23 protein-coding genes are annotated in these 24,477 nt (G+C 66.7%); 6 read left to right on the top strand and 17 right to left on the bottom strand.

What is annotated here, in order from left to right; translation table 11 throughout:
- Nucleotides 1-62 precede the first annotated feature (62 nt).
- The gene (locus AB0G08_RS25140; RefSeq protein ID WP_358092021.1) at nt 63-809 is read left to right on the top strand and encodes an oxidoreductase; all 747 of its coding nucleotides are present in this window, start codon (nt 63-65) and stop codon (nt 807-809) included.
- A 189-nt stretch (nt 810-998) separates the two neighbouring features.
- Here the strand turns inward: AB0G08_RS25140 and AB0G08_RS25135 are convergent, their stop codons facing one another.
- From AB0G08_RS25135 to AB0G08_RS25110, 6 genes are all read right to left on the bottom strand, one after another.
- Complete coding sequence (locus AB0G08_RS25135; RefSeq protein WP_358092019.1) at nt 999-1,805, bottom strand: HAD-IB family hydrolase; 807 nt, start codon at nt 1,803-1,805, stop codon at nt 999-1,001.
- Between the two features lie 172 nt (nt 1,806-1,977).
- Nucleotides 1,978-3,396, bottom strand: a complete 1,419-nt coding sequence (locus AB0G08_RS25130) for a site-specific integrase (protein WP_358092017.1) — start codon at nt 3,394-3,396, stop codon at nt 1,978-1,980.
- Nucleotides 3,397-3,407: 11 nt separating this feature from the next.
- Nucleotides 3,408-3,701, bottom strand: a complete 294-nt coding sequence (locus AB0G08_RS25125; protein ID WP_358092015.1) for a helix-turn-helix domain-containing protein — start codon at nt 3,699-3,701, stop codon at nt 3,408-3,410.
- 18 nt (nt 3,702-3,719) lie between these two features.
- On the bottom strand, nt 3,720-5,432 hold the full coding sequence (locus tag AB0G08_RS25120; RefSeq protein WP_358092013.1) for a replication initiator: 1,713 nt from the start codon (nt 5,430-5,432) through the stop codon (nt 3,720-3,722).
- Nucleotides 5,433-5,497: 65 nt separating this feature from the next.
- Nucleotides 5,498-6,205, bottom strand: a complete 708-nt coding sequence (locus tag AB0G08_RS25115) for a DUF2637 domain-containing protein (RefSeq protein WP_358092011.1) — start codon at nt 6,203-6,205, stop codon at nt 5,498-5,500.
- A complete protein-coding gene (locus AB0G08_RS25110; RefSeq protein ID WP_358092009.1) occupies nt 6,202-7,635 on the bottom strand; it encodes an FtsK/SpoIIIE domain-containing protein in 1,434 nt (477 codons plus the stop codon). Before AB0G08_RS25110 ends, AB0G08_RS25115 begins: the two co-directional genes overlap by 4 nt.
- 54 nt (nt 7,636-7,689) lie before the next feature.
- Between AB0G08_RS25110 and AB0G08_RS25105 the strand changes: the two genes are divergently transcribed.
- Complete coding sequence (locus tag AB0G08_RS25105; RefSeq protein WP_358092007.1) at nt 7,690-7,818, top strand: hypothetical protein; 129 nt, start codon at nt 7,690-7,692, stop codon at nt 7,816-7,818.
- 200 nt (nt 7,819-8,018) lie between these two features.
- Here the strand turns inward: AB0G08_RS25105 and AB0G08_RS25100 are convergent, their stop codons facing one another.
- A complete protein-coding gene (locus AB0G08_RS25100; protein ID WP_358092005.1) occupies nt 8,019-8,447 on the bottom strand; it encodes a hypothetical protein in 429 nt (142 codons plus the stop codon).
- 150 nt (nt 8,448-8,597) lie between these two features.
- Here AB0G08_RS25100 and AB0G08_RS25095 point away from each other — a divergent pair, with 150 nt between their 5' ends.
- A complete protein-coding gene (locus AB0G08_RS25095; protein ID WP_358092003.1) occupies nt 8,598-9,065 on the top strand; it encodes a hypothetical protein in 468 nt (155 codons plus the stop codon).
- Here the strand turns inward: AB0G08_RS25095 and AB0G08_RS25090 are convergent, their stop codons facing one another.
- From AB0G08_RS25090 to AB0G08_RS25080, 3 genes are all read right to left on the bottom strand, one after another.
- Nucleotides 9,066-9,791: a GntR family transcriptional regulator gene (locus AB0G08_RS25090; RefSeq protein ID WP_117668737.1), complete on the bottom strand. Its 726-nt coding sequence runs from the start codon at nt 9,789-9,791 to the stop codon at nt 9,066-9,068. It lies immediately after the preceding gene.
- 348 nt (nt 9,792-10,139) lie between these two features.
- Nucleotides 10,140-10,304: a hypothetical protein gene (locus tag AB0G08_RS25085; RefSeq protein WP_358092001.1), complete on the bottom strand. Its 165-nt coding sequence runs from the start codon at nt 10,302-10,304 to the stop codon at nt 10,140-10,142.
- A gap of 70 nt (nt 10,305-10,374) precedes the next feature.
- Nucleotides 10,375-10,632 carry a hypothetical protein gene (locus AB0G08_RS25080; RefSeq protein WP_358091999.1) on the bottom strand — a complete coding sequence of 86 codons (258 nt, stop codon included), beginning with the start codon at nt 10,630-10,632 and terminating at the stop codon, nt 10,375-10,377.
- Nucleotides 10,633-11,015: 383 nt separating this feature from the next.
- Here AB0G08_RS25080 and AB0G08_RS25075 point away from each other — a divergent pair, with 383 nt between their 5' ends.
- Nucleotides 11,016-12,239, top strand: a complete 1,224-nt coding sequence (locus AB0G08_RS25075; RefSeq protein WP_358091997.1) for a helix-turn-helix transcriptional regulator — start codon at nt 11,016-11,018, stop codon at nt 12,237-12,239.
- A gap of 24 nt (nt 12,240-12,263) precedes the next feature.
- The gene (locus tag AB0G08_RS25070) at nt 12,264-12,731 is read left to right on the top strand and encodes an NUDIX hydrolase (protein WP_358091995.1); all 468 of its coding nucleotides are present in this window, start codon (nt 12,264-12,266) and stop codon (nt 12,729-12,731) included.
- Between the two features lie 458 nt (nt 12,732-13,189).
- Here the strand turns inward: AB0G08_RS25070 and AB0G08_RS25065 are convergent, their stop codons facing one another.
- The 6 genes from AB0G08_RS25065 to AB0G08_RS25040 form a co-directional block, all read right to left on the bottom strand.
- Nucleotides 13,190-13,681: a GNAT family N-acetyltransferase gene (locus tag AB0G08_RS25065; RefSeq protein ID WP_358091993.1), complete on the bottom strand. Its 492-nt coding sequence runs from the start codon at nt 13,679-13,681 to the stop codon at nt 13,190-13,192.
- Between the two features lie 6 nt (nt 13,682-13,687).
- Nucleotides 13,688-14,587, bottom strand: coding sequence for a hypothetical protein (locus AB0G08_RS25060; RefSeq protein ID WP_358091991.1), 900 nt, complete (start codon nt 14,585-14,587; stop codon nt 13,688-13,690).
- Between the two features lie 205 nt (nt 14,588-14,792).
- The gene (locus tag AB0G08_RS25055) at nt 14,793-15,302 is read right to left on the bottom strand and encodes a hypothetical protein (RefSeq protein WP_358091989.1); all 510 of its coding nucleotides are present in this window, start codon (nt 15,300-15,302) and stop codon (nt 14,793-14,795) included.
- 1,687 nt (nt 15,303-16,989) lie between these two features.
- On the bottom strand, nt 16,990-18,057 hold the full coding sequence (locus AB0G08_RS25050; RefSeq protein WP_358091987.1) for an MBL fold metallo-hydrolase: 1,068 nt from the start codon (nt 18,055-18,057) through the stop codon (nt 16,990-16,992).
- Complete coding sequence (locus tag AB0G08_RS25045) at nt 18,048-18,749, bottom strand: hypothetical protein (protein ID WP_358091985.1); 702 nt, start codon at nt 18,747-18,749, stop codon at nt 18,048-18,050. The genes AB0G08_RS25050 and AB0G08_RS25045 overlap by 10 nt, the downstream gene beginning before the upstream one ends.
- A 44-nt stretch (nt 18,750-18,793) precedes the next feature.
- Nucleotides 18,794-20,890, bottom strand: a complete 2,097-nt coding sequence (locus AB0G08_RS25040; RefSeq protein ID WP_358091983.1) for an ATP-binding protein — start codon at nt 20,888-20,890, stop codon at nt 18,794-18,796.
- A gap of 411 nt (nt 20,891-21,301) precedes the next feature.
- Here AB0G08_RS25040 and AB0G08_RS25035 point away from each other — a divergent pair, with 411 nt between their 5' ends.
- Nucleotides 21,302-22,195 carry a hypothetical protein gene (locus AB0G08_RS25035; protein WP_358091981.1) on the top strand — a complete coding sequence of 298 codons (894 nt, stop codon included), beginning with the start codon at nt 21,302-21,304 and terminating at the stop codon, nt 22,193-22,195.
- Here the strand turns inward: AB0G08_RS25035 and AB0G08_RS25030 are convergent.
- A complete protein-coding gene (locus tag AB0G08_RS25030; RefSeq protein WP_358091979.1) occupies nt 22,192-23,631 on the bottom strand; it encodes an N-6 DNA methylase in 1,440 nt (479 codons plus the stop codon). The genes AB0G08_RS25035 and AB0G08_RS25030 overlap by 4 nt on opposite strands.
- Between the last annotated feature and the right edge of the window lie 846 nt (nt 23,632-24,477).

The raw sequence follows: 24,477 nt of genomic DNA, 5'->3' as shown, positions 1-24,477 counted from the left end.
GCGGCGGTCGCTTCCGGGCGGCTCGTCGGCGGGGCGGGCCGGGCAGTCGATAGCGTGACGGGGTGACCGCTGACCCGCTCGCCCCGCTGCTCGCGCTCGCCGACATCGCCCCCGCCGTGGAGCGGGCCCGCGAGCGCTTCGACCAGGCCCTGGGGCACCGCTCGTTGCGCCGGCACGGCGGCCAGGTCGCGGCCGAGGTCAGCCTCCGGTGCGCGGTGGCCAGCGCCGCCCTGGAGGGGTACGCCCGCGAGCGCGAGGCGGTCCGCGCCGGAACGGTGACCGAGCCGGTGGTCCAGGGCGCGCTGCGGGTCGCCGGGGCGCTGCCGGGGCTGTCCGAGCTCTGGCCGAAGGCGCCCCGACAGGCGCTGGCGAAGCTGCACGTGCTCGCCGCCCGCGACGTCGTCGGCGAGGCCGAACTGGGCCGGCCGGTGGCCGACCCGGTCGTCGCCGCCCGGCTGGACGCGCTGGCCGGGCTCGTCGCCGGCGGCACGAAGGTCTCGCCGCTGGTGCTGGCCGCGGTCGTCCACGGCGAACTGCTGAACCTGCGCCCCTTCGCCGGGCCGTCCGGGGTGGTGGCCCGGGGCGCCGCCCGGCTGGTGCTGCTGTCCAGCGGGCTCGACCCGCGCGGCCTGCTCGCCGTGGACGTGGGTCACCACGAGCGCGAGCCGGAGTACGTCGGCGCGGCCGGCGCCTTCGCCACCGGCACCCCGGACGGCCTGCGCTCCTGGCTGCGCCACTACATGGCGGCGGTGGAGGTCGGCGCCGACCAGCTCACCGCCATCGGCGACGAGGTCCTCGCGGCGGCCTGACCCGCCCGGGTCTGGATCGCTTCGACGGGTCCCGTTCAGGCGGGTGCCGGGGCGGACGTCGCTGAGGCGGGCGGGCGTGATCGGCTCAGGCGGACGCTTCGGCGGTTCCGTTCAGTCGGATGCCGGGGCGGATATCGCTGAGGCGGGCGGGCGAGATCCGCTCAGGCGGAGGCTTCGGCGGAGGTTCGTTCAGGCGGGTGCGGGGGCGGAGCGGGTGCGGCGGTGGCGGCCGTACCAGGCGATGCCGATGGCGACGCCCACGCCCACGCCCAGCGCCGCGGCGGCGACCGGGACGGCGGGGCGCTCGCGCAGCCGCCGCCCGAGTGGGATCGGGTGCCGGAACTCCAGCACCGGCCAGGAGTTCTCGACCGCGAGGCGGCGCAGCTGCCGGTCCGGGTTGACCACCGAGGGATGGCCGACGCACTCCAGCAGCGGACGATCGCTGTACGAGTCGGAGTAGGCGTACGAGTCGGCCAGGTCGTAGCCGCGCTCGGCGGCCAGCTCGCCGACCGCGTCGACCTTGCTCGGGCCGGCCGCGTAGAACTCGACCTCGCCGCTGTAGCGGCCGTCCACCACGCCCATCCGGGTGGCGATCACGTCGGTGACCCCGAGCAGCACGCCGATCGGCCGCACCATCTCCTCGCCGGAGGCGGAGACCAGGACGACGTCCCGGCCGGCGGCCTGGTGCTCCTCGATCAGGGCGGCGGCCTCGGCGTACACGTAAGGGTTGATCAGCTCGTGCAGCGTCTCCGCGACGATCTGGCGGACCTGTTCCACCTGCCAGCCCTTGCAGAGCGCGGCGAGATAGTCCCTGGTCCTGGCCATGGTCTGCTCGTCGGTGCCGCCCAGCCGGAACATCAGCTGCGCGTACGCCGACTTGACCACGTCACGCCGGGTGATCAGGCCGTCCCGGTAGAACGGCCGACCGAACGCCAGGGCGCTCGACTTGGCGATGACGGTCTTGTCCAGATCGAAGAAAGCGGCACTTCGGCCCACGGCGCGAAAGTCTATCCGGATGGTCTATGGTCGGCGGGTGCCCGGGGCCCGGTGACCCCTCGGACCTGCGGGCCGGCCCCCGCCACCTTCGCGCACCGTGACGATGGTCACACTCTGCGAACATTAATTCGCAGGGAGTGGAGGCCACACCACTCGACGTATACAGGTCCGCTCAGGCAGACTTGTGGATGCGATGAGTGTTCACATCTCGTACAACAGGCAGACCCTCGGCGGTTGCACCCCCCGTGACCGCTGAGTGGGTTCGGCTCGACCCCCCCGGAGCCGAACCTTCGACGACCCCCGTCTCCCCCCGACGGGGGTCGTCCCTTTCCCGGAAGCGCTCCCGACCAGGTGGAAGCACTTCTCCGAGGTCGGTCGGGCGGGGCGACGGGCGGAAAGTCAGCGAATCGTCAGCGAACGTCAGCCGCACCCGATCGGCGTAGTCGTCCGGGGTGTGCGTATAACGATTGAGCGTCGTTGACGCCTTCTCATGCCCCACGACCCGCCGCACCACGTTGACCGGCACCCCGTCCGTCACCAGCCAGGTGATGTACGAGTGCCGCAGGTCGTGGAACCGCAGCCCGCCGAACGCCGAGGCCGCCGCGTGCGCCACCGCCGCCGCCTCGTCGGCGAACTCCGCCCGCTCCTCCCGGCCGTCCCGGTCCGGCCACGACGCCACCCACCGGCCCGGCGCCACCTCGACCACCCGCCCGAGCAGCCCGGCCCGCACCAACGACGGCAGCCACACCCGACGCCGGAAGTTCGACCGCCGCTGCGGCCCGCCGTCCCGATCGGCGAAGACCAACGCCCGCCCCTCCGGCACCGCGGCTCCGCGCCGCCGCCGCAGCTCGTCGACGAGGAACGGCGGCATCGGCACCGTCCGCACCCCGGCCCGAGTCTTCGGGTACGCCCGCAGCACGATTCCGCCGTGGGTCTCCACCGCCACCTGGGCGACGTGCAGCAACCCCTGATCGAGGTCGACCGCTTCCCACGGCAGGCCCGCGCACTCGCCCCAGCGCAGTCCCGCCCCGGCGGCGGCGCAGACGATGCCCCGGTGTTCGGCCGGCACGGCGGGCAGCAGCCGGCCGAAGAACGCCTCCCGGCTGATCGTGCCGGCCCGAGCCTCCCGCGCCCGGTTACGCGGCACCCGCACCCCCTCGCACGGGTTCACCGCGATCAAGCGCGCCCGGATCGCCGTCTGCATGATCATCGACAGCATCCCGAGGTGCTTCGCCGTCGTCGACGGCGCCAGAGTCCGGCCAAGGGTGGTCACCCACTCCTGTACCGCCAGGTAGTCGATCTTTGCCAACGGCCAGTCCGCCCACTGCGGCAGCAGGTGGGCCCGCAGCATGGAGTCTGTTCGCTCGGCTGTCCGCGCTTCCACCGACCGCCCGGCGAGCCACCGTTTCACGAACTCGCCGAATCGCATCCGCCCCGCGTGCGGGTCGACGTACGTCCCCCGGTTGATCGCGCCCTCCACCTCGGCCAGGAACGCGTTCGCCTCCTTTTTCGTGCGGAACGTCTTCGCCTTCTGCCGGTCAGCCGAGTCCCGCCAGTTCGCCCGGTACGTCCCGGCCGGCGTCTTACTCACGAAGCCCACGATCACCAGCTCCCGCGCGGCGCGTCAGTACCCGTTGCCGAAAGGCCGCCGGAGGCACCGTCCAGCCAGGCGTGGAAACGGCTACGCGGCACCACCCAGCGCCGCCCCAGCCGTTCGGCCGGGATCTGCCCGGCCCGGACCAGGGCATAGGCCGAGCTGACCGACAGGGACAGCATCGCGGCCACTTCCTTGACCGTGTAGACGGCCCGGACCGGCTGCGGCGGGCAGTCGCCGGGGGCGATGTCGCCAGTACGAGGCCCGGCCTGCCAAGGCGCGAACGGTACGACGATGGACAAGATTTCCTCCCCAGGGGTTCAGGCCGCGAGCGCGGCGGGTTGTGCGGTTGCCGAAACGGCGGCGGCTGTTCGTATCCGGGCGGTGTCGAGGTCTGCGCGCCAGCGGATGCGGGCGGATATCGCGCGTAGGAGTCGGTGTTCCAGGGGTGGCACGTCGGGGTCTTCGGGTCGGGCGAGTTCGAACCGGTACCGCTTCGAGCCGTCCGCGTCGTCGGCCGCCTGGTCGTGCTCGTCGGTGTCGGCCATGCCGCCGGCGAGGATGGCGCGGACCCATGACCGGTTGTCGGCGCGGTGGTCGGCGAGGGTCTTGCCGGACCACTGCCGGGAGACGAGGACGCGTCGGCCGGTGAAGCCGAGGGTGGAGCGTTGGTGGACCTTCCCGGTGCAGCGGCCGGGGGTCAAGCCGGCCTTGACCCCGTCGGGCTGGACGCCGTACAGCAGCCAGTTCGCGCACGTCGGCGAGCACGGCAGGACAGCGAGTTCCGCATGGAGCCGGTCGAAGTGTGCCTTCTGCGCGTCGGAGCGCGGCTTGGCCTGGTCGGTCAGGTCCTTGGTGACGTACTTGGTCACGTAGCGGATGGACCGTTCGGCGTCCTTGGTTCCCTGCTCGATGCCCCGAGCGTCGATCCGCCCGAGCCGGGCGACGTAGGCGGGTCGGCTGTCGGGCTCCTCTAGGGCGTCGAGGGCTTCACCCCAGGTGGGCAGGGGCTCGCGGGTCTTGGGGTCGACGTATGCCTGTTGGTCGACGTCCCAGACCGGTGGCTTGTCGACCGTGTAGGCCAGTTCGTCGAAGGGCGGCCACCACACCTGGTGGTACGTGGCCGCAGCGATCTGCTTGAGCAGCCGGCGGGGCAGGGTGCCGCGGATGGCGAAGTGCGCGTGTGGGGCGAGCCGTCGTTGCAGCTCGACGGCTCCGGCGTATTGGACGTTCCAGCCGGCGGCGCGGCGGACGTTCTGCCACCACCGGTCAAGGACCCGCGCGAAGTGGATCGCATCCAGGGCCGCGCGCCGGTAGTCGTAGCTGGCCGGGTCGACCGGAGTGCCGAGCACGTCATCGTGTTGGCCGTGGCGGGTGCCGCACTCGCACGGGGCGACGTAGGCGCCGCGCCGTAGGTGGGAGTGGACCGGCCCGTGCGAGCCCAGGGTGAGCGTGACGAGCATTGACGGGCGGTGGGTTTTACCTGCCTTGCCGGAGTAGGCGCGGCCGACGGTGCGCGGGTCGACGGGCAGGCGTGGCAGGTCTGGGGAGTCCTGCCGCCGCCTGGTCGAGCGCTTGCGCCGTGGCCGCTCGTCGCGCTCTTTCGGAGTGAGGTGCCCGCGCAGGCTGGTTTCGGCGAGCGCTTCGTCCAGCTCGGCTATCGCGGCGTCGATTTCGGCGAGTTGTGCGGTCCGCTCGTCGGGGGTCATCGGCTGGTACTGCACGGCTTCGCGTTCGAATTCCAGGTGTGCCCGGACTCGGACGAGGGCGAGGACGTCTTCACCGGGTTGGTCGGGGCGGAGGGCGGGTTCGTCGGCGAGGTGCCAGCCCTCGCGGATCTGCTGGATGCGCAGCCGCCGACCCCGCTCCGCGCAGGGCTTGCACTTGGCCGCCAGGGTGGCCCCGCAGGGCACTTCGACGACCTCGGTCAGGCCGGTGGCGGTGTCTGTACGACGCAGCGCCAGAGGCCGGACACAAACGCCGTTCTGTTCGGCGAGCTGCTTGAGCGCGTCCTTGGCGAGCGGCTTGCGCATCCGGTCCGCGCGCGATCCCGGTCGGGGCTGGTCGACGGGAGTCGTGGGGACGAGGTCGAGTTGGCTCACCGGTCACGCTCCCCACCGAAGACGCTGCCGTTGCGAGGCGCGAACGCCGCCGCCGGTACGGGCACCAGTCCCGGCCGCCGCTCCACCGGCACCACGGGAACCGAGCGGAGAGCCCCGGGGCGGGGCTGCTCGTCGGTGGCCTCCATGGCGACGGTCACCGCCTGGTCCTCGTCGACGACGGCGAGGGTCACCGCCTGGTTCTCGTCGGCGACGTCGACGGGCGGCCGGTCGTCGACCGGGTTGTAGCCGGGCGGGACGTCGCCCCAGTCGTCGGCGTCTGCCGGCTTGCCGACGGGCACCGCCGCCGGGGCGGCGGGAGTGGTGGAGAAGATGAGCTTGGACAGGCCGAGGAACGCCAGCGCCGGCACGGCCGACAGCAGCCACCCGGACACACCCGGCTTGGCCACGGCGAGCTGCGCGGACAGCGACAGGGCGACGGCGCAGACGAGCAGGAACATCGGGTACCCGATCGGCCCCCCGGTGCGGCGCCGCCGCCGGATGGTCAGCAGCGCCGCCAAGGGCAGCAGTTCGGAGATCGCGGCGTTGGCCCAGCCGAACCAGTCCCCCGTACCGGCCGGGGAGTTGGCCATGGTCCAGTCGTGCACGTGGGTGAACGACGCCGCCCCCGCCAGCCCGCCCACGGTCAGGACGATGAGGACCAGGACGACGCCCTCCACCCGGTCCGCGTTCGCGTTGGCCTTCACTTGGTCACCTCCTGCTCGTCGTTGGTGTCGTCGCAGAGCCGCCGGTAGTCACGGCCCAGCTCGCGGATGTCGTCGTCAGTGAGGTAGGAGAAGCGGACCCGGACCGGCTCGCGGACGCCGTCGAGGACGACGAACCCGACGCCGGGGGCCGATTCGGGGATGCGGTCGCAAAGAGCTCCCCGGTCACGCGCGGAGTCGCCGAGAACCATGTCCACCTGCTCCGGCTCGGTCAGCCGCAGCCCGATGCGAGTCGGGAACAGATCCCGAAACGGCAGCACGTCCTTACGCGGATCTTGGAGCGCGGCGACCACGTGCACGCCGACCGCCCGGCCCTGGGACAGCAGCAGGCCGAGGGCTTCCTTGATCCGGTCGCGGACCTTCCGATCGGTGATGTACGCCGTCAACGCCGCCAACTCGTCGACCACCAGGACGACCAGCGGCTCATCCGGCGTCGGCGTGTGCTGGCGGGCGACCCCGCGCAGCCGGGCCGCCCGCAGCCGCATCCGCTTCACGGCCTCTTCCAGGACGCCGGCCATGCCGTCCGGGTCGTCGTAGGAAAACCGGGCGAACAGCGGCACCCCGGCCGCCAACTCCATCCCGCCCTTCGGGTCGAACGCCCACAGCTCTACCAACCCCGACCGCACACCGCCAGCCAAGGACCGGACCAGCGACCACAACACCGACCCCTTACCGGAGTTCGTGGCCCCGGCGATGAGCACATGCGAGCCGGCCAGGCGCAGCCGGTAAGGCTGCCCGTCCTCGCGCACCCCGAGGGCAAGCCCGTCGAGGTCCGGCACCTGAGCCACCGGCATCGGGGCTACGGTGCCGGCCAAGGGGTCACGGCGCAGAAATCGGATCACCACCCGATCCGGGCGGACCGGCGAGCGGGCCTGCCCCTGCCGGAGGCGGAAGGCGTAGGCGAGGCGTTCCGCAGCCTGTCCCCAGTCGTCCGGGATCTGACCGGGCAGCATGCGGACGGTCAGTTCGTCGCCGTAGCGGTCACAGCGCACCCGCAGCAGTTGCGGCACGTAGCGGTCACCGGCGAAAGTCGTCGCCAGCCCGCACGTGGCCATGACCGATGCCCACCGAGGCCGGTAGATCACCAGGGCGCGGACGCGGCTGACGATCGGATACCAGCCGAACCGCAGCCACGACGACGGGTGCCACCGCCACCAGGCCGCACACCCCACGGCGACCGCCAGGACGATGCCGGCCAGGACCCGGCTGCCGTACTCGGCTCGCACCCACAGAACGGCCACAGTGGGGGTGGTGAGCCACCAGTACCGCACCGCCAGCGCGGTGAGGCGGAACAGGCCCCGGGCCAGCCACCAGAACACCAGCAGCCAACCCGGGACCCGCCACGCCGGCAGGCGCACGTTCATCGGCGCGACGGGGATCTTGTCGCCCGGAATGATGTTGATCAGAGGCACAGGTCACCACCCCTGCCAGGACGGGCCAGGGTCGAAATGCAGGAGCGGCAGGACATGCGACGTAGGTCGAAGCGGCGCGGCTTCACCCACTCCTCGCAGCGGGGGCAGCGGATCGCGCACACCCGCGCCGAGGCCGGCGGCAACCGCAGCACGGACCGGAGGGCCGCCTCCACCTCCCGGTAGGCGTGGCGTAGGCCGACCATGCTGGTACGGGACATCAGGACCACCACCCCGACGAGCAGCGGCCCTCAGCGCGCTTCAGGGCAGGGGGAACTACGGTGGGCATCACGCCCTCCTTCACACGTGAGGGATGGAAGAAGCGCGGGACGGGCCGGGACTCTTGGCGGGGAAACGACCCGCCCCGCGCGCCAAACAGCGACCAGTCAGGCCGCCACCGAACCGGGCACGCTCGACGCGGGGCGGATGGCGGTGGCCCGCAGGGAGTACGCCATGCGGGAGCGGCAGTCGCCCGACGAGCGGCCCGGCTTGCAGCGCTGCGAATCCACGTACGGGGTGAGGGTCAGGCCCTCGAACTCCACCGCCGGCGGGTAACCCGGCACCGTTGACGGCGGCGGCACCGGCTGCTGCGGCGCGACCACCTTCACCTTCACCTCGGTCGACCGACCGAACTTGCCAGCCTCCGGGTCCAGGTCCATCACCCGCACCACCCAGACCCGCTCCCCGGACTCCTTGTCCCGCGCCTGGTTGTCCGCCTCACCCCGCCGCTCAAAGTCGATCTGCGGCGACACACCAAGGCACAACGCCCCGGCAGGGAACACGTACTCGGACGGGACCGGCACCTTCAACGTCATCGGAACCACGTGGGCAGCCTCCTAGCTTTACCAGTCGCTTACCTAACAACCGGTTGAGCTTACAAGCTATGTCAGCTTGTAAGCTCAAGCAAGGGTCTAATGAGGTTGGTTCATGTCGGAGTGTCAGGGGGCGCTGAGAGTCTCAGCCGCGTGGAACCCCTTGCCGCGCACAACATCTCCGTCTCCGTCCACTACGGCCACTTCGTCCTTCGTGACGTGTGGTGCGATGCCGGCGACGGCGGCGAGTCATACGAGGCTTCCCAGGACCACGTGGCCGGCGCGTCCACGTACCAACTCGCGGTTCGGGCGCTCACACACAAGGTCGAGCTTCAGACGCGACTTTGGCCTGCCGAGCCCGAGCCCGAGCCGGACGGCGGCGCATGGAGCGGCTGGCGGCAGCTTGAATTGCACTGCCCAACCGGTGAACTCCTCGTCGAGCAGATAACCGCCGGAGCGGCGGCTGAGGTTGCGCTTCCCCAGGGGGCTGGGGTCTATGGCGTGCGGGTTCATGGAGGCGCAATCGACGGTACCGAGAGGTTCCTCATCGACCTCTGGTGGCAATCGCCGCTGCCGCCCGACGACGATGACGAGGACTTCTACGGCGACGACTGGAGCTGATCAACTCAAGGCGTAGGTGTCCTCGATCTCGTGGCGGCTGCCAGGCATCACCAGCACCGACGTCATGATCGGGTCGCCGGATGCCTGGTGGACGGTGATGACGACGCTCATCACCGACTCGTCGGCCGGCACCTCCAGGGCCTCAGCCTCGACGTCGCTCACCCGGCGGGCGGTCATTCGCTCGGTGGCGTAGTCGGGTCGCAGGCCCTTGTGGCGGGCGATGAGGTCCAGCAGGCCACCCGCAATCGGGTCCGGCCTGGTGATGTCGGTGCCGACCGCGATGTCCACCGGCACGAAGGTGGCGACCAGGTCCACCGGCCCCGCCTCCGAGACGGTCCGGCGGCGCCGTTCGTAGACCGGCGTGCCCTCGGGGATCTTCAACTCCGCCGCGATCCGCGGTGAGGCGAGCACTGGGCCGACGTGCAGGATCTCTGTCTCCCCGGTCTCGTCCAGCTCGACTGCGTCGCGGGCGTAGTCGGGCGAGGTGCGCCCGGAGGCGGGTCTACCGCGTACGAAACTGCCCTTGCCCTGCTGCGACTCGATCCAGCCGTCCTGCTTGAGGATGCCCAGCGCCTTGAGCACCGTCGGGCGGGACACCCCGAACTCCGTACAGAGCTGGTTCTCGGACGGCAGTGCCGCACCGGGGGCGTAGTCGCCGTCCTCGATGCGCTTCCGCAGCGTGTTCAACACGCGCAGGTATTTCGGCGTCGGAATCTCGTACGCCATCGCGGGCCACCCCACCTATGAACGCTGCATGAATCTCAGCAGCTTATGAGTTGTTTGCATGACAGGACAAGCAAGGTCAGCCGTTCGGCGTCCCATGCTCCACCGCTGCGGCCAGCCACCCCGACCACGACGACGGCGCTCCCACCGACTCCGGACGAGTCGCGCCCGGCCACCGACGTGGCAGGCAGCCGTACCGGCCGAACACCCGCAACGCTGCCTGACGCTGCGGGCACGGACCCTCCTCGCCGCAGGTGGCGCATCGCCCGTCCGCGCTCGACGGGGTGTGCTGGTCAAGCTGCGCCTGTGCCGCCCGGAGCTGGTCGCGTACCGCCTTGGACAGGTAGGTGCTCACCGGGCCGCCCCATCCGGCGGGAGCTTGCTGGCGCGCACCAGGATCTGCGCCTGCCGACCGTGGCGGCCGGACGGACCGAGCCTGAATCCCTCGACCCAGATCCACTCGTCCTGCGGCGGACGGTTGGCCACCAGCCGAACCCCGGTCACCCAGAACGTCACCGGCCTATCCGAGGGCAGGAGACGATCGGCTGCATCGATCGTCAGCACCGCGCCGAGTCGTACCCGAACGTCAAACACCGCGTCTCCTCATCACCGGCGCCACGTTGCGAGGCGGCGCGTTGTTGGTAGTGCGTCGCTGGATCTGAATGCCGGCGATCTGCGCGAAGACCTCCCGCCGCGCCAGCGCCTTACCGGTGGCCGGGTTGATGGAGTAGCCGGTGAGCCACACCCAGCCGTGGTATGTCGGCTTGTCGCAGACCGAGGTAACCCGCAGCCACAGCGCGCGGTCGCCGCCGAACTGCACCGAGGCCCGGCCGTCGATGAGCACCAGGTCGCCCGGTGCCGGGACACCCGGCCGGCGCGGCGCTGGTGTGCGAAGCGCCGAGGCGGGCGGGCCATTCACGGGCCGTCGTTCGGGTCGCGGTCCCACGCCAGCACCCACCCCGGGCCAGCCTCAGCAGGTCGCTGCGCGACCGGAACCCGCGCAGTCCAGGCAGGACCGCCGGGCCAGGGAACGGGTCCGCTCCGACCCGCGCCCTATCCCCCGGATGGCGGTGCGGGCGAGGGTGTACTTCCAGCCCGCGCCCGAGCAGGATTGGCAATTGCTCGATACGTTCAGCCCCGTCATGCAGACAGGTTGTGGCACATACCGCCCGGCGACCCGGAAAATCCTTCCGGGGTCGCAGTCGACCGAGGGGAGACAGTGAACCGGTGCGCGGGACAACCAACACCCTGACCATCGGCGAGCGCGTCGCCTGGTACCGCCGGCGACGCGGCCTGTCCCAGGAGGTCCTAGCCGGGCTCATCGGCCGTACCGCCGACTGGCTGGGCAAGATCGAGAACAACCGGATCGAACTGGACCGGCTCTCCGTCATCAAGTCCCTCGCCGAAGTCCTGGACATCTCCCTCGGCGACCTGCTCGGCGAACCCTCACTGCTCGACTGGACCGGCGACAGCGGCACCGAAACCGTGCCCGCACTCCGCGCCGCCCTGATGAACTACCGCGCTATCGCCCCGTTCGGCGGCGGCACGCACGCGGAGCCGCCGAGCGTCGCCGTGCTCAAGAAGGAGGTGGGCGCCCTCTGGGACGCCTACCAGGACTCCCGATTCGGATACGTCACCGGCCGCCTGCCCGACCTGCTGCACCGAGCCCAGGCCGCCGCCGACCACCACGACGGCGACGACCAGGACCAGGCCCGCCGCCTACTCGGCCTCGCGTACCAGCTCGCCGCGACCCAGCTCACCAAACTCGGGGAGAGCGACCTCGCCTGGATCGCCGCCGACCGCGGCTTGACCGCCGTCCGCCCCACCGGCGACCCGCTCATCACTGGCTCACTGTTCCGCTCCGTCGGCCACGCCCTGCACGCCACCGGCCGCTACGCCGAAGCCGTACGCCTCACCGAAGACGCCGCCGGCTACCTTGAGCCCCACCTCAAGCACGCCACACCAGCGCTGCTCTCCGTCTACGGCACCCTGTTCCTGTCCGGCTCGATGGCCGCCGCCCGCTCCAACGACGACGCCACCACCCGCACCTTTCTCACCGCCGCCGACCACGCCGCCGGCCAACTCGGAGCCGACGCCAACCACCTCTGGACCGCCTTCGGCCCGACCAACGTCGCCATCCACCGCGTCGCCACCGCCGCCGAGCTGGGCAACCTGCAAGTCGCCATCGACCTCGGCCCGCGCGTCGACACCGCCGGCCTACCGATGGAACGCCGCGTACGGCACGCACTCGAAGTCGCCCGCGCCTACAGCTCCTGGAACCGCATCGACGACGCCCAAGCCGTCCTGCTCGACGCCGAACAGATGGCACCCGAACAGGTCCGACACCACTTCCTCAGCCGACAACTCGCCCTGACCTGGGTACGCCGGCAGCGCGGCAAGCCCTCAGCCGAACTGGTCGGACTGGCCCGGCGGCTCAAGGTGCTCGACTAAACCCAGCCCATCTAGGCTGCCCTGGTGACGGCCAACGAGATGCCACCCATGGCAACCCCACGCGTCGCCGCCGGCGCCCTCTTCTTCGACAACCAAGGCCGCGTGCTCCTCGTACGCCCCAACTACAAGCAGCACTGGGACATCCCAGGCGGTTACGTCGAACCCGGCGAGTCACCCCGAGCGGCATGCGTGCGCGAGGTCCAGGAGGAGCTTGGCCTCACACCCGCGCTCGGACCGATGCTGGTTGTTGACTGGGCACCCGCCGAACACGAAGGCGACAAGCTCCTCTTCATCTTCGACGGCGGATCACTCGGAGCCGAGCAGGAGCGGAACATCCGCTTCGCGGACGGTGAACTCACCGAGTGGCGCTACGTGAGCGCCGAAGCCTTGGAGCAGCACGGCCCGCCCCGGCTCGCCCGTAGGATCCGCACTGCGATTGCCGCACGCAGTAACGGCGTCTCCGCGTATGCCGAACACGGCAGCGCAATTTAGAACAGATTTTCGATGCACGATCAAGGCGGCCCTGAACGGGCCGCACGCGCCGCCGCCAGGGCGCGCGGCCCGGCCCCTCTGCGTTGCGCCAGGGCCGGACCACGCCCAATGCCCGGCGGCTGGCGCGGACAGCGGGAGCCCGAGCGGGCCGCAGAGAACGACAGACCGTTGACGGTTGAGGGGTGGGCCGGCAGCCGGCCGAGCCGCGCGGCCAAGCGCCCGCGCGGCGCAGGGGAGCGCACGCCGGTCGCGTCGGCGAGCTGCCGGCGGTCGCGGGGTTGCGGCTAGTGCGCCTCCGGCGGGGGCGCTCCGGCTCCAGGATGGCCGGGGCTCCGCCGGCGGGTCACGTTCCGTGGGTGGTTGCGGTAGGCCATCCCGCCTGCATTGGGAGTGGTGGCGGTTGGGTCAACGTGTGCGGTCAACCGGCCAAGGGTGGTAGCCATGCCGCAACGCAATCTTCAGACTGAAGCCGTAGCCGATATGACTTCCACGAGACTGCCACCGATTACGTAAGTGGGGTCTTCTGGCTTCAAAGGCTTCAAGCCAGATGCGGCAAAGAAGGCCATTCGCTCAGAGGGTTCCGAGGTCAGGTCCGGGTAGCCGCCGACGTGCGTGCATCCGGCCTCGACGGCTTCCCTCGCGAATCGATTCAGCAGGGCCTTGCCAACCCCCCGTCGCCGCTTGCTGGGTATCACGCCAAGTCGATCGATCCATGCCTGTGGCCCCGGCCCCAGGCCTGTCGGCGCGATGGTCTCATCGAATCCGATATCCAGTCGACCATGAATTGCACCCATAGCCGACCCGGCAGGGTCTTCGGCGATGAGAGCTAGGTCAAAGACCTCCTCGTCTAGGTATTCGTCGAATTCGACATGCAGTCTTGACTGCTCGAAAATCCTGCGAAGAATTGGGTTCTCGCCGGTCAGGGCGGGCCGGATCAAGAGAGAGGACACTTGGATCTACCTATCCGACCTTCGCAGGCCAATGATGAGCCCCAAGACTGCAAGAGCAAAACCGATCGCCTTGATTTGATCGTCAACGAGCTTGTAAGGGTCGAATACTGCGCCGTCGACTGTGGCGACATTCGTTCCATGTAGCGCAGCGGCCACGACCAGGTAGGTAGCGATTGCGTAGACAACGGCCACCCGTCGGGTTTCGCCTCGTCCGAGACTGGCCTTTGATTCATCGGCGTCGTTGTCAACCCCAACCAAAAGCCCGGCAGCCTGTCGACCTTCCTCAGACGCTGCAAACCGGTCGAACGCTGCAGCCAACTCTAGGTCGTCTTGTGGGAGTGCGAGCGACTCGTCGTCCTCGTCGAATGCTGATGCGGCAAAAAGCTCGAAGTCATCCCGCAAGTTGGAAAGAACTGGAGCCGGCGTTGTGGAGATCGTTCGGTGCAGAGATTCCTGGAATTCTTCGTTGGTTGCAACAGCTCGAACCGACCGTTGAACATCTATCCGGACCTGCGACTTGCTTGCCAGCGTCCTAGAAGCGTCCCGTACGCGCTCCACCAGGGTTGGGTCTGCGGTAAAGGAACGCAACATCTCCTGCATGCGAACCTGGATGTCCGGGTTCGCCGCAAGCGCCCGCGACGCCTCTCGCACCTGTTCGGCGAAGCGCGGGTTCGCAGAGAAGGCTTCGAATGCCTCCTGCATACGCTCCTGGACGTGTGGGCTGCCTGCAAGGGTGCGGGACGCCTCCTGCACCTGTTCGGCCAGTCTCGGGTTCGTCGCAAGGGCCTGCATCATCTCTCGAAGACGGGCCCGGACGTGTGGCGTCGACATCAGCGTCTGGGCAGCCTCGCGGGCTTGCCCCGTGGCGAGTTGCTCTCTTGCGAGGAGCCGCGATACCTCCCTCAACCGTGCGAGGAACGTAGGGGTAAGGACGGAGCGCAAGCGGCGTAGGTCCTCTGGCCCGAATGGCACGTGCCCTCCAAGGCGGACAGCTGACGACCGGTGAGACTCCAGACGCTACCCCGCGCCAGCGCTTGTTGCTGCGTCAGCGACGTCGGCGTGGGAGCTGCTGCCATCTGCCCAATCATCGACCAGCCGATTGACCAGGTAGTCATAAACGGGGCTTCAGTGCGTCAGGGGGCAGGTCAGGGTCTGCAATCTTGGCGTACATCGCCCGGATGCGAGCTTCACGTACCTCACGCGGGTCGTTGTTGGCCAGCCCAGAGAGATACCGACGAAGGTCAAGGGCATCCTTGACGGCGTCGAGCAGCTGGCTCATCTTGAACGACCGAGTCAGGCCCTTAGCCGTCATGACCACCATGGGTGTCATCGTTCGAGCGTGGTGCGCTTCCGCATAGGCGATGAACAGGTCATTCGGCACTCCGTCAGCTCGGGCGACGGCACCGGCCACTAGGCCGACGCAAGCATCAGCCAAGCGAACGGGTGATCGGCGTGTCCACGGGTCCGAGGGCCGCTCGGCGAGGGTGTGATCGGGCGTTACGTGTCGCAGCAAGGACGCTGGGTTCGCGTGTACGAAGTAGGTCGAGGCCGGCACGTACAGTCGCTCGTAGAGGTCGCTGACGACCGATCCGCTGGTCTCGGTGTCGATCCGCTCTGCCATCTGCGGGATGGTCGGGATCCCGGTGCTCGGAGCGCCCAGGGCCGAGAGCGCCTCTTTGACTACCTCGTGAGGAACAACCTCAGCCCTGTCCAGGAAGGCTAGGAGCTTGCTGCTTGCCCTGAGGTGTTCCGTCTTCAAGCGGGCGACTACATCGGGGCTGTGCAGGCAGTACAACGCGAGGATGCATGCCTCTAGTGAAGATCTCCCCAGCAGAGCTGCTGCCTCGCGGTGACGACCACGTACGGCCCGCCGCGTCTGCTTCTGAAGCCATAGCAAACGCAGCAGGGCGAGCCGTGACACGTCCCTAGGGGTGGTCGCATCATCTGTCGGCCATGGCTCACGAGTTGCCAGGCGACGGGCCGTCTTGCGAACGCGCCACCGCCGCACCGGGTCTGGATAGGGCAGCAGACTTCGGACGGACACCACGAGTGCACGCATGATCGGACTCACACGTTCGAGGGTGCCAGGTGTAAGCATCACCCAGCACCCCATATTGGCCCGCCTAGCCGGGGCAGCAGCGAGGCAGCGAGAAGGCAGCGCAACCTCTGATCCGGATCGGATCGGTACCGAACGCCGAGCGACGGCGGCCGGTACCTGCTCGCCGACATGATCCGTTACCAGTCCGCAGCAACCGGCAACTTTAGTCCCTCTCCCCCCGACGGTGTTCAACTGCGAAAGCTGTCGGGCTGTGTCTCTATCGGGTAGCAGACATTCGGCCCAGAGTGCCGAAACCGACCACTGTCGCAGATCACCTGGCGGACGCGTCTCGCCCATCAGCTGACGGAGGACAAAGGCCCTACGGCCGACGTTGCCGAAACAGTCTCTTCAGGATCAAGGGCCGCGCAGGCGCGGCCCCGCCCGGCGCACTCGGCCTGCTGGCGGCCTCCGGCCGGCATCGGCCGGCACGCCGGGCCGTACTGGGACGGGCACGATCATAGCCAGCAATGCCGTGACGATCGCGAGCGGAGTGACAGCCGCCGAGGGCAGGGCGATCGCTGCCGCGCCGCTACGCGGCTTGCCGCCGAATAGCCGGCTTACGAGCGAAGCCGAAGCCCTGATCAGGCGACGGCAGAGGGTTACTCCGGCTCTTCCGAAGTGCTGTCGAATTCGGTGGCCCGCTGCCGGCGAAGTGATTCATAGTTTCTGTACTGCTTGAAGGCGGACCTCGACGGGCCGCACGCGCCGCTTGGGCTCCCACCGGCCGCTCCCGCTGTCGCTCCGCGGCCGTCACGCCGGATGCCCGGCGGCTGGCGCGGAAAGCGGAGAGCCCGGAGGGCCGCCGCAGAGCAACAGAACTGTTGGCCTGTGAGTTGGTGGACCGGCAGCCGGCCGGGCCGCGCGGCAACGACCCTCGCGTGGAGAGGGCGCACACCGGCCGCGTCGAGTAGCTGGTGGCGGTCGCGGGCTTGCGGTTAAGGCGCCTCCGGCGGGGCGCTCCGGCCCCAGAATGGCCGGGGCTGCGCTGGCGGATCCAGGTCCGTGGGTGGTTGCGGTAGGCCATCCCGCGCACTCGACCGGGCGAGCCGAGCAGACCAGCGCCCGACCCGCCAGCGTCCTGACGTGCGTCAAGATTTGCTTGACATGGCGGGTCGGGTGGCGGCCCGTTCCCCGGACGGGCGGGTCGACGGCGCAAGGGATGTCACTGCCCCAAGACATAAGGCTCGGTGAGCCCAAATTTCAGCAAGGATCAGTTCAGGATTGATGCGAGACGCGGAGCTGGTACCACCACATCACATCGAGGGGTCGCCACAGAGCCCCGAATGAATTCGAGATGCCGAGCCGCGGACGGTTCGAACATGATCGCCCCATCCAAGTACCGCACAACCACTGATCCTGAGCAGCAGAGGCCCTTCTCAGCTCCCGCCGACGGCCATGACTCCAACAGGTGCCCTTTGCCGGTGGGGAGTTCGTCAGATAAGTGGCAATTTTTGCTGAGTTGAGTGCAGGCGACACGTGCGCCAGGAGCTGCCTCCCGCACGCCTTCCAAAATCTGAGGCAGCGGATTCGCGAACCTGCTTCTACCGAGCGAAAAGACGACTAGTTCCGGTTGGACTGCAGCGCACAAATCCCGTGCAAAGGCCCGGTTGTCTCTGCCGCCCGAGCCACCATGATGCGGAAACACTAGGAGCGGAGCGCGTAGGTCGACGCCCCTGCTGAGAAGAGATCGGAACCCTGTGTCATCCAGATCCCCTGGCAGCAGCGCGATAGGTGTTCCGTCAAATCGAATGCGAAGTACTGCCGACATGCGGTTACCCGTGATCGGCCCGAGTCTGTGTCTCGCCGTTGTCGGGCCAATTCCAGCCATGACTATATCTGGGTGAAGTACATCAATAGAGACGCGGTCGAAGTCCAAGTCTCGGTCGGCTCCAACGTTCAAGTTGCTATGGTAGCGCAAGAGCCGCTGTTCATGTCGTAGTGCGGCTTGGTGGAGAAGGTCCAAGTACGTTTCCGTGTCCTGGATTGCTGTAGGATTGCACCATAGGTTGTCAATCGTCACCGCCGGATCCGCCAACATCTTCGCCGCGCCGCCGATGTGGTCCTGATCTGCGTGTGACAGAAGTAGATGAACTACGTCTGCACAGCCATTGCGACTCAAAGCGGGGATCAGCTGCTTCGTTTGCGGGACGTCAATCAGGGCGGAGCGGGACCCATCCCGGACCACCGTGCAGTTTCCGTGTCCGACGTCTAACACCACAAGTTCCAGGGCAGTCGAGCTGGAAACCGCCTTCACGTTGTCGGGTCCTTTCACCTCCATGCCTCCGGAAGCTTCGGCGCGGGCCGAATATTCTTAAAGTATAGGTCTCCGCCACTTTCTGCGTAGATATTAACGTCTGCCACGAAACGAGTCCCCCTAAGGCGGCCATCCTCAATCGAAAGGCCGTCGGTAATAATTGACGCCGGCACGTCAACGGCTTCACTCGGCCGCCAAGCAGTCACCACAACTTCAGCGACTGTGCCGCTAGGGCCGGCTCGAAGCCCCTTGACCCGAACCACGGCTTGGTAAGCGCGGCGCTCTTGACTGAACTCGCCGAGGCATTCCGCTTTCGCTTGCTCAAGGGCACCACGAATCTTTGTGGGATCACCAGCATCCGTTCCGCGGTTCAGGAGGCGAGGAATGTCGGCACGCCAAGCGCGAATCGACGTACTTTCGTCACTATTAGCATAGCTAGTCATGAGGACTGCCGGGACCTTACGCTGGTTGCTTCGTGCGACGAACTCGGCGCCATAGTAAGGGATGCTCATTTTCTTACCCAAGCGGTGGTCGCTGATCACTGCGCCGGCGACGGAGCGGACTCCCTCAATCAGAAAATCAACGCCCCGTGGGTCCGGTGGAACCCAGATCGGCTCGAGGTCAAGGTCTTCTAATGTCCAGACCACGGCGCGAAGGTTTGCCTCATCATCCTCGACGATGGCAACACGGTCTCCGGCGTGAAGTTCTGCGACCATCGCTGGCAAAAGATACTCCCTGCGGAATCATTAGTATCTAAAAACTAGCTACGCGAAATAACGCGAGGAAGTTCGATGTTGAACTCCGCCCCTCCGAGTTCGCCTTCCGACTTTCCATTGACCCGGCCGCCTAGGTCACGTGTCACGTCGGTGACGATTGTTAGTCCGAGGCCAGTCCCGTCCTCCCGGGTTGTGACACCAGGTAGCCAGATATCGTCGAGAGCAACTTTCGCTGTATCAATACCCGGACCGTTGTCGAGAACGCTCAGGATAACCAGGTCATCGGTGGTTTCTGTTCGAATTACGATCGTTCGTTGCTCCGTGCCTCCGCTATGCGGGTGAAGGAACGCGTAGGTTGCATTCGCTAGCAAGTTCGCGAGTATTGCCTCGATCGCTGAGACGCTTGCCTGAACAGGGGTTCCCAATTCGGATAGCTGACGCTCCACTGAAATAGCTGCACTGTTCAGATGTGGCTGAAAGATCGGAAGAAGGCCATCGACCACGTCGTTAACACTGACGATCTGAGGCTTGCGCTTTCTGCGATGCAAGAGTCGAAGAGGAATGTCAGCGAACGTCCTCAGCGACGTAGCGGCGGCCTGGATCGCGCTGACCTGGTCGCCGAGCCGTTGGGGATAGTCCTCGATCAAGGAGGCTCCTCGGCGGGCGATGACGCTCGCGGCCTGTTCGATGAGATCTACTGGCTGCCTCGTCTCATGGGCGAAGACCGCCGTCGTCGTGCCCACCGTGCTTAGGGTGCGATAGAGGACTAGATCACTTTCGACCGAACTTACCTTCTCATCGTAGGCCGATTTGAGTTCTTCTGTTGCGGCACGAACCAGGGCGCGCTCGAGTGGAGGTAGTGACTGGAGCGTATCCTCTAGGCGAGTCACTGCCGTCCGCACACGATCGCGGCTCTCCGCTTTCCGCTCCGCTCTACGCGCCTCACGATCCCGTAGACGTTCGTTGGCCGCCCAGTCGAGCACGTTTCGGCCAAATCGGGCGAGTTCTCGAAAGCTCGAGGTTTCGAGAAAGCCTGTCCGGTCGGTCTTAGGAATAAGTAGTTGAGCCTCATCAACGACGGAGATTCTGCCAACGGCCGTGTTGGTGCTGGGGCGCAGTTCTGGGCTGCGGACCCGCCGCAGGTTCATCTCAAGCCAGTCGTGGCCCGCGTCTCCATACGGGTGAACGCGGAGCCCGCGGTGATAAAGGTGGATGCCGCCGACCGCACGGAGCCACTTCTTTACCTCCGTCACCGTGCGCTTCGTATTGCGTACGATAAAAGCCTCGTTACTTAGTGCAAAGGCCCATAGCTCGAACGTAGCCGCCGGAGCGAGGTAGGCCAAGGCGGGTTGTTGGCCGCGTTCCGCGCCCGCCGAGCCGATTTCGAAGTGGTCGCCCGTCGCTACTTCTGATCCCCGCCAGTCCACCAACTTCGCAGACGCCTGCCCTTTATCGTCTAGCTCGGCTACAACCCGGTACTCGGCTTCTTCAAAGTAAGTAGTCCGGACGATATCCTCAAGCTTCCCGAATTCGGGCGCGTTAAGGATGGTTCGGAAGCCCTCTGGCCCGGGGAAAGGCCCTGTCAGCAGAACAAGCGACCGGGCAAGCCGTTCGACGTCCTGCGAGTCGAATGCCGTAAGCAGGTCAAAGATCTCGATTGTCGTGCCAGGAGGCTGCGTTGTTGGTCGTGTCTCCATCGCCAACGGAACGTCTTCGACTGCCTCGGCGCCATCGAACGCGGTCCAGTCGATGCGGAGGATGTACTCCGTGTGAGGCTGGGTTCTTGGGCGAGTAGTAAGCGTGACTGCGCGACCGAGCCGGAGGGCCGCTAGCCGGCCTAGGCCTTTCTCACCGACCTTTCGCCGGCCAGTACGACTGTGGGTGGCTTGAGCCTTGGAGGACTTTCCGAGGAGGAGCCAGCCACTAATGATTTCGTCCCCCGTCATACCGTCACCGTTATCAGTGACGGTTACACGACCGCCTGCCGCATCGACGCTATCTAGCTCCACCGCGCACGTCGTCGCATCGGCGTCGTAGGCGTTGCGCACGAGCTCGACGACTCCGAGGTCGGGGTGCGGAACGAGTTCCTCGCCGAGCCGGCGCAGGATCTCGGGGGAGAAGCGGAGGTTGACCTTGGTCATCTAACTCGCTCCCGTGAGGACGTTTCCTGCCTGCTGGCCAGCAGCGGGTGTTTCTTACAGTACGTCGATAGGTCCTCTGTGTACAGGTGGGTGCCGGTATCAGGGTTCAGGCCGGGCGGCTCCAAGCTTGCGAGGTCAGGACGCGCTCTCGCGGCGCTCGAAAAGTGATGAATTGTCAGCGAACCAGCCGGCACCTCCCTGATATGCCGCCCCATCCCTCGGCCGTGTACCTGGTCTGAGGTACCTTCATCGACACCATTGATGACTCGGGGGTGTCGCGTGAACTTCGCTGATATATCACTGCCTCCACGGGCTGTGAAGGCCCTGGCCCGCTGTGGGATAACATCGGCAAGCGACCTCTTGTCACTCAACCTTCGTGAGCTACGAGCCCTCCCCGGTATCGGTCCCGGGATGGTCGACCTCATTCTCACGGCCTTGGTACAATCGGAACTCTCGCTGGCTGTCGATCCATGGGCACCGTACGTCTGCGCACGGCACAACGAACAAGCGGGTGATGCCGCGCTGGCCGGATTCTTCTTATGCGTGAGTTGTCGGGACCGGTATTCCACGCGAGCCTTCAGTGGGAAAGCTCCGGAATGGGTGTCGGGAGAGGTTGTCGACGGATACTGCGGCCACTGTAACGAGCGATACGACGATATTCGACTTGCGCAGTGGTTCCTCTGCAACATATGTGAGCGCGTTCTCCGGTCCATCGGTCGGGGAATCGCCTCCGCCAAGTATGTCCACCAGGTTTGGGAACAGGCTATTCCAGCCGCCGCTCTAGGCTTGACGCTGGTCGAAACCGATCCGCCGCAGTTGCGTCCGCGTGGTCGTCGCACCGATGCAGATCGAATCAGCCTGCCTGACTTCACGCTCTATAGCGGGAGTGCTCCCGTCGCGGGCTTCGAACTGAAAAGTGGCAAGAAGGCTGCGACCAGGACCGGTGGAATCGGCGAGCCGATGGCGCGATTCCAACTTGATACCACCGACTGCGACGATATTCTGGCCGTTATTGCGCGTGAGGCCGTTCCGGTCTATTTGATCCACGTCCAGGTCCTTGGTCGAGCGCATCCGCCCACCGAACGTTATTACGGCGTGGGCCTGTGGTGGACGGACTTATGGACGATGGAGCAGCACTTCAAGAACGTAGACATCAGATCACGGGAGACTCGAAATGCCGCCTACTTTGACACGTCAATGTTCCGCCTACCTGACGCGTTTGCGGCACATCTAGGGAGCGGCGGATTAGAGCGCGACCGGGCACGCCTTGTCGAACGAACGCCGCAGTTGTATCGACCTGCCTAGGCCTCGATCGAGTCTACCAACTGGTCTATTGCGTCTTGTGTCAGCCCTGGCTTCCATTCGGCTGCGAGCTTTTGCAGCGACGCACGCTCCGGGTAGCGAAGGCTCCTCAGGTCGCCTGCGTTAACTTGTGTGTGCCCGTTGAACTGGCGGAAGTATTCATCGACGAGGGTCGAGTTGAGGAAGACGGATAGACCCTTGGCTACCTCTGACTCAAGCGGAGCCCCGCCTTGGTGATAATAGTTTAGGTGATTCTCGAAACCCAGCACGTCGCAGTCGGTTGAGCCATCATAGATGGCGGCGACGACGCGGCGTCGCTCTTCTTTCGCCGAGAACCTGCGAACAAGCGTATACCAGCCGTTGGTGTTCAATTGGCGCAATGTAGTGTCGTTGCGGACAATAGCGTTGTGCTTCTTGAAGCCAGGACGCGGCCACTGCAGTAGTCCATCGTCGCCGAAGTGCCCAGGGTAGATAAGTGGGACAGTGCTTGGTCCTGGGTCGCGGCGAAGGTGATCGCGGACTCGAAAGTCGACGACTCGACCCGTGGAGACGGTCAAACCAAGGGACTTCAAGTCGCAGGGTAGCCGGTTCATGCGATCTCGGACGATCTGGGCCTTCGGCTCCGCCGGGAGCCGAATAAAATGCTCACTATCGCCCTCATGTACAACATCGGCGGCGGCTAGTACCCGTTCCGTTGGTTCGTTCTCGAGACCGCGAGATCTAGAAAGCCTGACTGTCGTCGTGCAGGCTCCCCGGACCGCGCTGGTGATTACGTTCTCCTGCAGGACGTCGTCCTCGGCGAATGCTTTGCTTCGGCTCTCGAAGACATGCAGCCACTTGATCGCGGTCTTCTCCAGTAGATACTGCCGAAACTTCTTGAAGTACGTGCCATTGCAGAAGCTGCGTGGAGTGATAGTAATGATCTGACCGCCCGGCGCGGTAGCAGCGATGGCGCCAGCCCAGAAGACTGCGTATAGATTCGGCGTAGCTATGCCGGCTGCGCGTAGGCGTCCGTAGCTCTCCGATCTTGTGTTCAGCTTCCGGTAAGGAGGATTAATCACAGCGATATCGAACTCCGGCTCGGGGTCGCTGAGTGCGTACTCGATAAAATCTTCGGTCCGCAGCCGCAGTTCACATTCGATGCCCGCTGCAGCGAGCGCATCTCGGCAGAGGCGCAGTGTCGTGTTGAGCGCTCCGTGCATCAGTGGCTCGACCTCGAAGGCAGTCAGGATTACACGGCGCGGTCGAGTTGGGGACGTGAGTATGCGCTCTACAGCTGCCGCCGTCAGTGATCCAACCCCTGCACCGGGGTCGACAAGCCGGATTTCGTCACGGGTGACGTCAATCGAGGAGGTCATGAGACGAGCGATCGGAGCTGGCGTCATGAACTGACCGAGTTCAACCCGACGGTTGGAGCTAAGTAGCTTATTGACCTGCATGCGTAGATGGTCGGTCGCTGACACTAGGTCGAGCTGCGGCTCTGGGCTTGGTACCGCAGGCAAGGCCGAGGAGTTAGCGGGCGACGCGGTTGCCGAGGTCATGGGTTACATCCTCTCTCACAGATGAGGTGCGATCTGCATCGGTCATCCCGCGCGTCGGCGCCGGACGCTGGCGACGAGCACCTTGGCGAGGGCCGGCCTGGGTCGCCGACGGAACTGCTGCCGACAGCAACGCGCCAGACGGCGGCATGCTGACGGAGGCTGGCATGGACGAGGCTCCGAGCGTGCAGCCGATGCCGGACGCGTGCGGACGCGACGCACAGAGCTTGTAGGCGAGATGTCATGGTGTAGCGAGCCCGACGGGCAGGCCATGCGTTGGCCTGCGGCGCTGGACCCGGCGAAGTCAGCAGATCGTCAGCGAAGGCCGTACCACGTGGCCATACTCGATCATGATCGACGGCACGACCGGTGGGTCTGACCACGCGGTACGGCACTTGATCACACTGGCTGCTACGTCAGGTCACTTTCCCCCCGACGGGGGTCGTCCCTTTCTGTCGGAGCGCTTCGACGCAGGCCACAGGTCGCCTCCATCCCCGTGAAGCCCGCTTTCCGAGGGCGAATTCTCGACCGGAGGCAGCAGGGAGGCAGCAGGGCGGTCGAAGGCCGCCAAGACGCGACCGGCGTAGTCGTCCGGGGTGTGTGTAACGATTGAGCGTCGTTGGCGCCTGCCCGTGGCCCGTGGCCCGTGGCACTAAGGGACGTCTCGTAACCCTGGCGTCTGTCTGTTGAGGACGACGCGGCAGTATGCCCGGGTGCAGGTGATCACGGCAGCCTGCCCGGAGTGGA

The sequence above is a fragment of the Micromonospora sp. NPDC023644 genome, assembly GCF_040640115.1.
GTDB lineage: Bacteria > Actinomycetota > Actinomycetes > Mycobacteriales > Micromonosporaceae > Micromonospora.
Note: the sequence above shows the minus strand (reverse complement) of the source record. Positions and strands in the feature narration are given on the sequence as shown.